This window comes from Mesorhizobium sp. LHD-90 (assembly GCF_030929505.1).
Taxonomy (GTDB): Bacteria; Pseudomonadota; Alphaproteobacteria; order Rhizobiales; family Rhizobiaceae; genus Kumtagia.
The window spans coordinates 184,490-196,856 of sequence record NZ_JAVFVV010000007.1; the positions used below are offsets into that span (position 1 = coordinate 184,490).

11 protein-coding genes are annotated in these 12,367 nt (G+C 63.8%); 3 read left to right on the forward strand and 8 right to left on the reverse strand.

Going from position 1 to position 12,367, the window contains the following annotated elements:
- The first annotated feature begins 88 nt into the window (after positions 1 to 88).
- The 3 genes from RB623_RS11985 (at position 89) to RB623_RS11995 (ending at position 2,902) form a co-directional block, all read left to right on the forward strand.
- Positions 89 to 946 carry a sugar phosphate isomerase/epimerase gene (locus tag RB623_RS11985; RefSeq protein WP_308057044.1) on the forward strand — a complete coding sequence of 286 codons (858 nt, stop codon included), beginning with the start codon at positions 89 to 91 and terminating at the stop codon, positions 944 to 946.
- Positions 947 to 1,038: 92 nt separating this feature from the next.
- Positions 1,039 to 2,136: a choloylglycine hydrolase family protein gene (locus RB623_RS11990; RefSeq protein ID WP_308057045.1), complete on the forward strand. Its 1,098-nt coding sequence runs from the start codon at positions 1,039 to 1,041 to the stop codon at positions 2,134 to 2,136.
- Positions 2,137 to 2,335: 199 nt separating this feature from the next.
- Positions 2,336 to 2,902, forward strand: coding sequence for an NAD(P)H-dependent oxidoreductase (locus RB623_RS11995; RefSeq protein WP_308057046.1), 567 nt, complete (start codon positions 2,336 to 2,338; stop codon positions 2,900 to 2,902).
- 329 nt (positions 2,903 to 3,231) lie between these two features.
- Here RB623_RS11995 and RB623_RS12000 read toward each other — a convergent pair whose 3' ends face one another.
- The 8 genes from RB623_RS12000 to RB623_RS12035 all read right to left on the reverse strand — a co-directional run bounded on the left by RB623_RS12000 (position 3,232) and on the right by RB623_RS12035 (position 12,115).
- Entirely contained in the window at positions 3,232 to 4,251 is a 1,020-nt protein-coding gene (locus RB623_RS12000; RefSeq protein ID WP_308057047.1) for an LLM class flavin-dependent oxidoreductase, read from the reverse strand.
- 154 nt (positions 4,252 to 4,405) lie between these two features.
- Positions 4,406 to 4,669 (reverse strand): formate dehydrogenase subunit delta, encoded by a 264-nt coding sequence (locus tag RB623_RS12005; RefSeq protein WP_308057048.1) that lies wholly within the window; start codon positions 4,667 to 4,669, stop codon positions 4,406 to 4,408.
- Positions 4,659 to 5,480, reverse strand: a complete 822-nt coding sequence (gene fdhD / locus RB623_RS12010) for a formate dehydrogenase accessory sulfurtransferase FdhD (RefSeq protein ID WP_308057049.1) — start codon at positions 5,478 to 5,480, stop codon at positions 4,659 to 4,661. The genes RB623_RS12005 and fdhD overlap by 11 nt, the downstream gene beginning before the upstream one ends.
- Before the next feature lie 169 nt (positions 5,481 to 5,649).
- Positions 5,650 to 8,532 carry a formate dehydrogenase subunit alpha gene (gene fdhF, locus RB623_RS12015; protein WP_308057050.1) on the reverse strand — a complete coding sequence of 961 codons (2,883 nt, stop codon included), beginning with the start codon at positions 8,530 to 8,532 and terminating at the stop codon, positions 5,650 to 5,652.
- 63 nt (positions 8,533 to 8,595) lie between these two features.
- Complete coding sequence (locus tag RB623_RS12020; RefSeq protein WP_308057051.1) at positions 8,596 to 10,152, reverse strand: NADH-quinone oxidoreductase subunit NuoF; 1,557 nt, start codon at positions 10,150 to 10,152, stop codon at positions 8,596 to 8,598.
- Entirely contained in the window at positions 10,149 to 10,637 is a 489-nt protein-coding gene (locus RB623_RS12025; RefSeq protein ID WP_308057052.1) for a formate dehydrogenase subunit gamma, read from the reverse strand. Before RB623_RS12025 ends, RB623_RS12020 begins: the two co-directional genes overlap by 4 nt.
- Before the next feature lie 140 nt (positions 10,638 to 10,777).
- The gene (locus RB623_RS12030) at positions 10,778 to 11,677 is read right to left on the reverse strand and encodes a LysR family transcriptional regulator (RefSeq protein ID WP_308057053.1); all 900 of its coding nucleotides are present in this window, start codon (positions 11,675 to 11,677) and stop codon (positions 10,778 to 10,780) included.
- Positions 11,678 to 11,761: 84 nt separating this feature from the next.
- Positions 11,762 to 12,115 carry a nuclear transport factor 2 family protein gene (locus RB623_RS12035; protein WP_308057054.1) on the reverse strand — a complete coding sequence of 118 codons (354 nt, stop codon included), beginning with the start codon at positions 12,113 to 12,115 and terminating at the stop codon, positions 11,762 to 11,764.
- Positions 12,116 to 12,367 lie beyond the last annotated feature (252 nt).

Consider the following 12,367-nt stretch of genomic DNA (forward strand, 5'->3'; position numbering starts at 1 on the left):
CCATGCCCGAAGCCGGCTTGAGAAATCCAGTCTGGTCCTACCAGATTTTTCGCGCTAGGCTCCGCGCAAAATCCGAGGGGAGAACGGCATGAAAATTGGCTTCTGCATGTTTTTGTGGACGACCAACGTCACGCAGAAACATGAGAAATTGCTAAGGGATATCAAGGCGACGGGTTACGACGGGGTCGAGATTCCGATCTTCGAGGGCTCACCCGACGAGTACAAGCGCCTGGGCGATCTGCTCGACCGCATCGGCCTGGAGCGGACGGCGGTGACCGCCATGGGTGATCCGGCGATGAACCTGATCGGCGACGCGGCGGCGCGAAAGGCCGGCATCAAATACATGAAATGGGCGATCGATTGCGCCAATGCGCTCGGCGCCGACAAGCTTTCCGGGCCAATGCATTCGACGCTCGGGCATTTCTCCGGCGTCGGGCCGACGGCGGCGGAGAAGAAGCGCTCGGTCTCCTCACAACGGGCCATCGGCGACCATGCGGCGACGAAGAACGTCACCGTCGGGCTGGAGGCGCTCAACCGCTTCGAATGCTATCTTTTCAACACGATGGACGATCTCTGCGCCCATCTCGATGAGGTGGATCATCCCCACATCAAGGCGATGTACGACACGTTCCACTGCAATATCGAGGAGCAGGATCCGATCGCGGCGTTTACCAAAAGCCTGCGCCATATCGTCCATGTCCATATTTCGGAGAACGACCGCGGCGTGCCGGGACGCGGCAACATCCCGTGGAAGAAGACTTTTTCGGCGATCCGCGACAGCGGCTATGTCGGCTGGCTGACCATCGAGGCTTTTGGCCGTGGACTCAAGGACCTGGCGGCCGCGACAAAGGTCTGGCGGGATTTCGCCGAGAGCCCGGAAGCCGTCTACAAGGAAGGTTTTGTCCACATACGCGACCATTGGAAGAGAGCGGGAAGGAGTCGCTGAAGCGGGTATAAGTGCAGGAATCCATTTACCTTTTTCCTCTACGTCAACCCTTGGCTGTTGTCGGCTGTACGAGGAAAAGGATATCAGGCTTCATGCTGCGGACCATTCTTGCTGCTGTCTCGGTCGTGGCGGCCGTCAATGCTTCCTTGGCCTGCACCGCCGTCGATATCGTTGCAGCCGACAAATCCGTCATCACAGGAAGGACCATGGAATGGGCCTTCGACATGAAATGGACGCTGGTCAGCCAGCCCAAGGGGACCGAACTCACGCTGTCCGCGCCCGGCGACCTCAATCTGCCGGAGGTCAAGATTGCAACGAAATATCCGGTGGTTGGCGTCAGTGCCGCCATCATTCCCGGCGGGGCGCTGCTCGAAGGACAGAATGCCGAAGGCCTCGGCATGAGCGGTAATTTCCTGCCCGAGTTCACCCAGTACCAAACCGTGACCAAGGAGGACAAGAACTACGTCTCGATCCTCTCCTTCGGATCATGGGCTCTTGGAAACCACGCGACGGTTGCCGAACTCCGTGCTGCCCTGCCGACAATCAAGGTCTGGTCCGATTCGTCCCTGCCCAGCGGCCCCACTCCGCCGACCCTCCACTTCGTCTTCACCGACCGCTCAGGGGACGGCATGATCGTCGAATATGTCGGCGGCCAATTGAAGATCCATGACAACGTCGCGCATGTGCTGACCAATTCGCCACCCTACGAATGGCATCTCATGAACGCCCGCAACTTTCTGAACCTGACGACTGTTGGCATTACAAGCCGGACTGTCGGCGACGCCAATGTGACTGCCATTGGACAGGGCGGCGGAACGATCGGCCTGTCGGCCGACTACACCCCGCCGGCTCGGTTCATCCGCGCCGCCTTTCTGCGCCATTACGTCACGCAGCCTGCCAATGCCAGCGAGGCCGTTCAGACGATCGGCCACATCCTGAACACGGTCGACATCCCGCTTGGCATCGCGCAGGCCAAGGAAGGCAACCAGATCTTCTCCGACTACACGCAATGGGTAGCGATAAAGGACCTGACCAACAACAAGCTGTTGATTGCCGACTATGCGCACCGCACGACCTACCTGACGCTCGATCTCGACACGATCTTCGCACAGGACAAGCCGGCTTCCGTGCTGGTCTCGGACCTGCCCTATCCGGCTGCCATCGACGGTACGACAGCGCTCAAGCCGTAATCTGTGGTCTGGCTTTCCCTTCCCTCGAGGGGAAGTGTTGATCCGCGATGATTGGGGCGGGCGGGAAGCGGGGAAGAGGTAGGACGGCCCTTTGCCCGGTGACAATGGCGTAACCGACGCACCATAAGGTGCCGTCTTGCCCGGCCAGGCGCTAGCGTCCTATCTGCGGGCGACAATTTCCTCGCAGATGGAGTTTACCTTGGCGCTCAGGCTCAACATCGTCATCGGCAGCACGCGGCCCGGCCGGATCGGCCCGAAAGTGGCGGCGTGGTTTCATGAATTCGCCAAGGAAAACAGCAGGTTCGACGCCGTGCTCGTCGATCTCGCCGACTTCGGACTGCCGGTCTATGACGAGCCGAAACACCCGCGTTTGCAGCAGTACGAGCATGCCCACACGAAGCGCTGGGCCGAAAGCGTCGCCGCGGCCGACGCCTTTGTCTTCGTGACGCCGGAATACAATCATTTCGCGCCGCCGGCGCTGGTGAACGCGATCTCCTACCTGTCGAAGGAGTGGGCCTACAAGCCGGCGGGCCTTTTGAGCTATGGCGGGGTGTCCGGTGGGCTGCGGGCGGCACAGTCGGAGAAGCAGTTGCTGACCAGCCTGCGCGTCGTGCCGATCCCGGAAGGCGCGCCAGTTCAAATGGTTAGCCAGTATATCGGTGAGGACGGCGTGTTCCGCCCAAGCGATTCGATCGCCTCGGGCGCCAGGACGATGCTCGACGAACTGCATCGCTGGGCCGAGGCGCTGAAGCCAATGCGGGGTTAGCGGCCAAGGCCGATGAAGTCCGGAAGATCGTTTCGCTTCAAAGGGTTATGGCGCCAGTGTCGCGTTCACCCCGTGATTAGCTTCAAAAGCGGCGCCTAAACGTGGGTTGGAGACGCTTTTCGACCCGTCCGCTGTTGCCGAAGAGGACATCGTGCTTTGCGCTGCGTTGACACGGGGCGGGTCAATTCGAGTGTCGGCGCCGCTCCTCATCTGACTGCCGGCCAGCGACAGAACCAACGGGCCAGGGAAGCAACCGCCCTGTCGAAGACACGCAAAAGACCCGATCTGGTCCGACCAGATCGGCCTCCTGTTCATTTCCGGGGCAGGGGTCAGCGCCAGCCCAGGGCGGGGGCGACGTGCTTCAGGATCGCCTCGACGACATGCGCATTGTAGTCCACGCCGAGCTGGTTGGGCACCGTCAGCAGCAGCGTGTCGGCCTCGGCGATGGCCTCGTCCGACTTCAGTTGCTCGACAAGCACGTCCGGCTCGGCGGCGTAGCTACGGCCGAAGACGGCCAGCTTCTCCGGCTCGATGTAGCCGAAATGATCCTCGCTCGCGCCGCGGCCGAAATAGGCGCGGTCGCGGTCGTCGACCAGGGCGAAGATGCTGCGGCTGACCGAAACGCGCGGCTCTCGGCTGTGGCCGGCCTCTTTCCACGCTGCGCGGAAGACGCGGATCTGCTCGGCCTGCTGCACGTGGAAGGGTTTTCCGCTCTCGTCGAATTTGAGCGTTGAGCTTTGCAGGTTCATGCCGAGTTTTGCCGCCCACTCCGCCGTCGCGTTTGTGGCCGCACCCCACCAGATGCGCTCGCGAAGACCTTCCGAATGCGGCTCGAGACGCAGCAGGCCGGGCGGGTTCGGGAACATCGGCCGCGGATTGGGCTGCGCAAAACCTCTCCCGTTGAGGATATCCAGAAGTACTTCCGAATGCCGCCGGGCCATGTCGGCGTCGGTCTTGCCGTCTTCGGGCACGTAGCCGAAATAACGCCAGCCATCGATCACCTGCTCAGGCGAGCCGCGGCTGATGCCGAGCTGCAGGCGCCCGCCGGCGATCAGGTCGGCGGCGCCCGCGTCCTCGGCCATATAGAGCGGGTTCTCGTAGCGCATGTCGATGACCGCCGTGCCGATCTCGATGCGTTTGGTCTTCGCACCAACCGCCGCAAGCAGCGGGAAAGGCGAGCCGAGTTGGCGGGCAAAATGATGCACGCGGAAATAGGCCCCGTCGGCGCCCAGTTCTTCCGCGGCGACCGCGAGGTCGATCGATTGCAGCAACGCGTCGGACGCCGAGCGGGTCTGCGAGTTGGACGAGGGCGACCAATGACCGAACGACAGGAAACCGATTTTTTTCATGAGGACTTATCTATGGGCTGGCGAGGCCGGTACCAAGAGCATTGTCTGTGAACGATCTGTTTCGCTCGATGCCTTGGGGCAGGGCAGTCGTCAATGAATTCGGCTGGACGAGCGATCCTCCGTGGGATGGGCCGGCGAGATAGCGAGGCCCATCCTAAGCCGCCGGCTTCTCCGCCGGCGCCGGGCGTCTGATCTTCGCGGCCGCCTCCAAGACGAGCGGGAACAAGCCCTCGCCGCCGCCGTCGACGATCTCGAAAAGATGCCGGCGCATGCGCGGCTCCCAGAATTTGTTGATGTGTTCGGCGGTGCCGGCCACACCCTCCTCATGCGGCTTGGACAGGAAGAAGGTTGCGATCTGGTTGGCCATGCGCACGATCTTCTCCAGCGGATCGGCGCGGTGCGGTTCCTCATGCAACATTCTTTGCTACTCCGGATGCCACTCGGTCGGGGTGGGTGAAGATGTCGAACTCGTCGCCGCGCACCAAGGCCACCAGCGTCATGCCGGCCTCTTCGGCCGTGCGGATGGCGAGCGCGGTGGGGGCTGAGATTGCGACGATGAAGGACGAGCCTATGGCCGCCGTCTTCTGCACCATCTCGACCGACACGCGGGATGTGACGACGACCGCGCCGGACGCGCCGTTAACGCCCGCTTTGGCGAGCGCCCCGGCCAGCTTGTCGAGTGCGTTGTGACGGCCGACATCCTCGCGAGCGGCGACGATGCCCTTACCCGGCACGTAGAGGCCGGCGGCGTGCACGGCGCCGGTCTCGGTATGCAGCGGCTGCTGCTTCGACAGCAATCTTACCGACTGGACGATGTCGGTGGCAACGAGTGTAAGTCTCGACTGACCGACATCGTCGACGGAGCGCATCGCCTCCTCGATGGATTCGATGCCGCAGAGCCCGCAGCCGACCGGTCCGGCAAGCCGCCGCCGCCGCGCCTGGAAGCGGGTGTTGGCGGTGTCCTTCAGCCGGATCTGGATGTCGATGCCGGCGCCAAGATCCTCGACCTCGATGGATTCGATCTCGTGTTGCGAGGAGACGATGCCTTCGGTCAGCGAAAAACCCAGCGCGAAGTCATCGAAATCGGCGGGCGAGCCCATCATGACGGCATGCGTGGTGCCGGCATAGCTGAGCGCGATCGGCGTCTCCTCCGGCACGCTGCGCGGCGCGGCCGCAGTGCCGGCGGCGCGGCGCGCGATGCGCGTGGTGGAGGTGAGGGCAGGGCGCACAGTTACCCTCCCCCTTGTGGGGAGGGTCGGCAAGCGATCGTAGCGGAGCGGAGATCGCGAGACGGGGTGGGGGTGCGAACATCCAGCGTGGGGGGACCGAACCCCCACCCCGATCCGCCATGCGGATCGACCCTCCCCACAAGGGGGAGGGTGAGGCGCCAAGTCCTTCTCACTCCGCTGCCTCGAGGTGCCCCTCGATCCGGCGCGAGCGGCGGGAGAGTTCGTCGTATTCCTCCTGCCAGGCGCTGGGGCCGTTGGACGGCGACACCTGCACCGCCGTCACCTTGTATTCCGGACAGTTTGTCGCCCAGTCGGAGAAGTCGGTGGTAATCACGTTGGCCTGCGTGTCCGGGTGGTGGAAGGTGGTGTAGACCACCCCCGGCGCGACCCGCTCGGTGATGAGGGCCCGCAGCGTCGTTTCGCCGGCGCGGCTTGCAAGCCGCACCCAGTCGCCATCGCGGATACCGCGCTGCTCGGCATCGTGCGGGTGGATCTCCAGCCGGTCCTCGGCATGCCAGACGACGTTGTCGGTGCGCCGCGTCTGCGCGCCGACATTGTATTGCGACAGGATGCGGCCGGTGGTGAGCAGCAGCGGGAAGCGCGGCCCCGTCTTCTCGTCGGTTGCCACATATTCGGTGCGGATGAACTTGCCCTTGCCGCGCACGAAGCCGCCGATATGCATGATCGGCGTGCCTTCCGGCGCCTTCTCGTTGCAGGGCCACTGAACCGAGCCCTTTTCCTCCAGCAGATCGTAGGAGACATAGGCGAAGGACGGCGTCGTCTGCGCGATCTCGTCCATGATCTCGGACGGGTGGGCATAGGTCCAGTTGAGCCCCATCGCCTGGGCGAGAAGCTGGGTGACCTCCCAGTCGCCATAACCGTTCTTCGGCGCCATCACTTTTCGCACGCGGTTGATGCGGCGTTCCGCGTTGGTGAAGGTGCCGTCCTTCTCCAGGAAGGTCGAGCCGGGCAGGAAGACGTGGGCATAGTTGGCCGTTTCGTTGAGGAAGAGGTCCTGCACGACGACGCATTCCATGGCGGCGAGGCCGGCCGACACATGCTTGGTGTCGGGGTCGGACTGCAAAATATCCTCGCCCTGGATGTAGATGCCCTTGAACGTGCCTTCGACGGCGGCGTCGAGCATGTTGGGGATGCGCAGGCCGGGCTCGTTGTCGAGCTTCACGCCCCACAGGCTTTCATAGATGTCGCGCACCGCGTCGCCCGAGACGTGACGATAGCCCGGCAGTTCGTGCGGGAACGAGCCCATGTCGCAGGAGCCCTGCACGTTGTTCTGGCCGCGCAGCGGGTTCACGCCGACGCCGCGCCGGCCGATGTTGCCGGTGAGCATTGCGAGGTTGGCGATGGCGATGACGGTGGTCGAGCCCTGGCTGTGCTCGGTGACGCCGAGACCGTAATAGATCGCGCCGTTGCCGCCGGTGGCATAGAGCCGCGCGGCGTCACGGATGAGCTCGGCGGAGACGCCGGACAGTTTTTCGACCTCCTCCGGGCTATGGCGCTCCTCGGCGACGAAGGAGGCATAGTCCTCGAATTCCGACCAGTCGCAGCGCTCGCGGATGAATTGTTCGTCGAACAGGCCTTCCGTCACGATGACGTGGGCCAGGGCCGTGACCACGGCGACATTGGTTCCGGGCTTCAGCGGCAGGTGGTAGTCGGCCTTGGCGTGGACCGAATCCACGGTCTCGGTGACGCGCGGGTCGAGCACGATCAACCTCGCCCCTTGGCGGATGCGCTTCTTCATGCGCGAGGCGAAGACGGGATGCGCGGCGGACGGGTTGGCGCCGATCACCATGATCACGTCGGAGTCCTCGACGGAATCGAAATCCTGCGTGCCGGCCGACGTGCCGTAGGTCTGGCCGAGGCCATAACCGGTCGGCGAATGGCAGACGCGGGCGCAGGTGTCGACGTTGTTGTTGCCGAAACCCTGGCGGATCAGTTTCTGGACGAGATAGGTCTCTTCATTCGTGCAGCGCGACGAGGTGATGCCGCCAATGGCGCCGCGCCCGTACTGGTACTGGATGCGCCGGAATTCTTTGGCGATATGGGCGAACGCCTCGTCCCACGACACTTCGCGCCACGGCTGGTCGATCGCCTCGCGCACCATCGGGTTGAGGATGCGCTCCTTGTGGGTGGCGTAGCCATAGGCGAAGCGGCCCTTGACGCAGCTATGGCCGCGATTGGCCTTGCCATCCTTCCAGGGCACCATGCGGACAAGCTCGTCGCCGCGCATCTCGGCCTTGAACGAGCAGCCGACGCCGCAATAGGCGCAGGTGGTGACCACCGAATGCTCCGGCTGGCCGATCTTGATGACGCTCTTTTCGGTGAGCGTCGCGGTCGGGCAGGCCTGCACGCAGGCGCCGCAGGAGACGCATTCGGAATCGAGGAAGGGCTGGTGCATGCCGGGCGAAACGCGGCTGTCGAAGCCGCGGCCCTCGATGGTCAGCGCAAACGTGCCCTGCACTTCTTCACAGGCGCGCACGCAGCGCGAGCAGACGATGCATTTCGACGGATCGTAGGTGAAGTAGGGGTTGGATTCGTCCTTTGGCATCCAGCGGATGTTTTTGTCCCCCTCGCCGTCGCGCGCGCGGACATGGTTGTCGCCCTCATAGCCGTAGCGCACGTCGCGCAGGCCGACCGCGCCGGCCTGGGTTTGCAATTCGCAGTCGCCATTGGCCGCGCAGGTCAGGCAGTCGAGCGGGTGGTCGGAGATGTAGAGCTCCATCACGCCCTTGCGGATGGTCTTCAGCCGCTCGGTCTGGGTTTTTACCACCATTCCCGGCATGACCGGCGTGGTGCAGGAGGATGGCGTGCCGGCGCGGCCCTCGATCTCCACCAGGCAGAGCCGGCACGAGCCGAAGGCGTCGACCATGTCGGTGGCGCAGAGTTTCGGGATGGCGATGCCCGCCTCCATCGAGGCGCGCATGATCGAGGTGCCTTCGGGAACCGTGACGGAAAAACCGTCCACCGTCAGCGTCACCTGCTTCTCGGATTTCGAGGCGGGCGTGCCAAAATCGATTTCCTGGATGAGACCCATCGTTAGCTCCTAGGCGCCGACGTTTCCCTCCCCTCAAGGGGGAGGGAGAGGTTGCGCGCGTCATCATTCCGCCGCCTCCCTGACCGGATGCGGCTTGAAGTCTTCGGGAAAATGATTGATCGCGCTCATCACCGGATAGGGCGTGAAGCCGCCGAGCGCGCAGAGCGAGCCGAACTTCATCGTGTTGCAGAGGTCGGTGACCAGCTCGATATTTTTCTGCGGCTCGATGCCGGAAGCGATCTTGTCGATGGTCTCGACGCCGCGCGTCGAGCCGATGCGGCAGGGGGTGCATTTTCCGCAGGACTCGATGGCGCAGAACTCCATGGCGAAGCGCGCCATCTTCAGCATGTCGGCGCTGTCGTCGAAGACGGTGATGCCGGCGTGCCCGATCAGCCCGTCCTTGGCCGCGAAGGCCTCGTAGTCGAACGGCGTGTCGAACAGGTTCCGTGGGAAATAGGCGCCGAGCGGGCCGCCGACCTGCACGGCCTTCACCGGCCGGCCGGTTGCCGTGCCGCCGCCGATGTCGTCGACGATCTCGCCCAGCGTCAGGCCGAACGCCGTCTCGAACAGGCCGCCGTATTTGACGTTGCCGGCGATCTGGATCGGGATCGTGCCGCGCGAGCGGCCCATGCCGAAATCCTTGTAGAAGGTAGGCCCCTTGTCGAGGATGATAGGCACGGAGGCCAGCGAGATGACGTTGTTGATGACGGTCGGCCTGCCGAACAGACCTTGGATTGCCGGCAGCGGCGGTTTTGCCCGCACCACGCCGCGCTTGCCTTCGAGGCTGTTCAGCAGCGAGGTCTCCTCGCCGCAGACATAGGCGCCGGCGCCAACGCGCACCTCCATGTCGAAGGCATTGTGCGAACCGAGCACCGCCGTGCCGAGCACGCCGGCGCGGCGCGCGATCTCGATGGCGCGGCGCATCTTGTCGACCGCGTGCGGATATTCGGAGCGGATATAGACGAAACCTTTTGTCGCGCCGGTGGCGATGCCGGCGATCGCCATGCCCTCGATGAGCACGAAGGGGTCGCCCTCCATGATCATGCGGTCGGCGAAGGTGGCGGAATCACCCTCGTCGGCGTTGCAGACGATGTATTTGCGGTCGGCAGTGGCGTTGAGCACCGTGTTCCACTTGATGCCGGTCGGAAAACCGGCGCCGCCGCGCCCACGCAGGCCGGACTCGGTGACGGTCTTGACGATGTCGGCGGGCGCCATCGCCACAGCCTTTTCCAGGCCGGCGAGGCCGCCATGTCTGCGGTAGTCGTCCAGCGACAGCGGATCGGTGATGCCGCAGCGCGCGAAGGTGAGGCGGGTCTGTTTCGCGAAGAACGGGATCTTTTCGGGATCGCCGAGCGCCAGTCTGTGCGCGCCGCCGGTCAGGAAATCCGCATCGAACAGCGACGGCACGTCCTTGGCCGATACCGGGCCGTAGGCGAAGCGACCTTCGGTGGTTTCCACCTCCACCATCGGTTCGAGAAAATAGGCACCGCGCGAGCCATTGCGCACGATTTTGGCGTCCAGCCCACGCGCGGAAAGCCCGGCTTGGACTACCCTGGCGACCCTGTCGGCACCGAGCGCCAGCGCACCGGAATCGTCGGGGATGTAGATGACTGCCGTCACGACCGTACCTCCGCGACGATCTCGTCGAGTTTTTCCGCGTCGAGCCGGCCGATGACCTCGCCATCGAGCATGGCCGCGGGCGCGCAGGCGCAGAGCCCGAGGCAATAGACCGGCTCCAGCGTCACCGAGCCGTCAGCCGCCGTCTCGTGGAAGCCGATGCCGAGAAGCTGCTGGATGCGCGCGGCGACCGCGTCCGAGCCCATCGACTGGCAGGCTTCGGCGCGGCAGATCTTCAGCACATGACGGCCGGCCGGCGCCCGACGATAGTCGTGGTAGAAGGTGACGACGCCGTGCACCTCGGCTTTTGAGATGTTGAGCGCCTGGGTGATCACCGGTAGCGATTCGTTGGGTACGAAGCCGAATTCTTCCTGAATGCCGTGCAGGATCGGCAGCAATGGACCTTCCAGTCCGTTTGCGTCCGCGATGACCGCCGCCGTCCTGGCCACGACGTCCTGCGGAGCCTGGGTACTTGCTGGCTGCACCATGATGCAGCGCCCTCCCTGATTGGCATTTCGCGTCAAGCCGACACGAAGAGCCCTAGAAACCAGACAAAATCGTGTGAATCAATAAAGCCGCTTCGTGGCTTGATAGGTTTTTTCTATCAAGCGTCGAAGGTCAGGATAATTCAGCGGCCGGTGCCGAATTTGCTCGCCAGCGTCATCGCCTCGCTCAGCACCGCCGCCACCAGCGGGGTGTGCGGCTCCCGCCGCGTGGCAATCAGCCCGACAAGATGGCTTGCGTCGGGCTCGACGATTGGGATCGCCCGGATCGGTTCGGCGAAGCCGAAAGTCTCCGCGAGATTGAGCGGCATGATCGACGACCATTTTCCGGTGCGGATGTGGGAGAACAGCACGATCATTGAGTTGGATTCGAGCGTCGGCCGCGCCACGCCGCCGGCCTCGCCGACATGGTGGTCGATGATGCGGCGGTTCTGCATGTCGGGGGTGAGCAGGCAGAGCGGCAGGTTGGCGACCTCCGCCCATGTCACCTGCTGCCGGTCGGAGTACGGATTCCCGGCTGCGGTGATCAAATGGTAGCGCTCCGAATAGAGCGGCACGCTGACGACGTTACCCAGCGGCTCGTTGTCGAGATAGGTGATGCCGGCGTCGATGTCGAAATTGCCGAGCAGCGACAACACCTCGATGGAGGTGCGCGACAGCACCGAGAAGCTGACGCCGGGGTGCTTTTCCCGGAACGGCGTGGTGAGACGTGGGACCATGGCGAGCGCCGTGGGGATGGCGGCGATGCGGATGCGGCCCGACAGGCCGTGACGCGCGGCGCGCATTTCCTCGCGCATGGTGCGGGCGTCGCCGACGATGCGGCGCGCCCAGACAAGCACCTGCTCGCCTTCCGGCGTCAGCCCCTGGAAGCGCGAGCCGCGGACGACCAGCATGACGCCGAGCTGGTCCTCCAACTGCTTGATCGCCGCCGACAATGTCGGCTGGGTGATGCCGAGATCCTCGGCGGCCCGGCCGAAATGCTGCGCCTTGGCGAGCGCGATGAAGAATTCGAGCTTGTCGATCATGGAAGGCCGGCCGCAAAAATGCACATACGCCGGAAGCGTAGCGCATCGGCAGCCTTCCCTGAAGGGCGCGATAGAGTCCGGTCGCTAGTAGTAGAACCGCTCCTCGACGATCTTGCCGTTCTTGACCGTATAGAGGCCGATCTCGTCCATCGTGACGCGCTCGCCAGTCGCCTTGGGCGTGATGTCCATGGTGAAGCGGACGGCGAACTGGTCGCCGTTGACGAACGGCCCTTCGGCGGAAGCACTATGAACTTCGTGATTCTCGAACCACCAGGCGCCCTTCTGCCTGACTGCTTCCTTGCCCTCGCAAACGGCCATCGGGCCGTCCATGGCTTCGTAGCTCACGACATTGTCGGCGTTGTATTTCGCCGCGGCGCCATCGTGATCGCCCTGTTTGAGAAGATCGGTGAAATCCTTGGCAAGCTCTGCAGTGGTCATGACGTTCCTCCATGAGTGACAGCACGGATGGTTATCACCGGTCCCCTGACAGCCTTATGTCAGGGATGCCAATCGGCTGAGAGCCTGTTTGGAGTATGCGTGATGGCGGTCCGCAAATGGCGTTTTTCTGCGCCCCGGTGCTCACGTACCTCATGTACGCTCCGCTCGTCGCTTCGCGACCCCGAAGAACGCCATTTTCGACTCGCCCTGGCGCATTTCCAAACAGGCTCGGAGATCTATCTGTCCGATGCG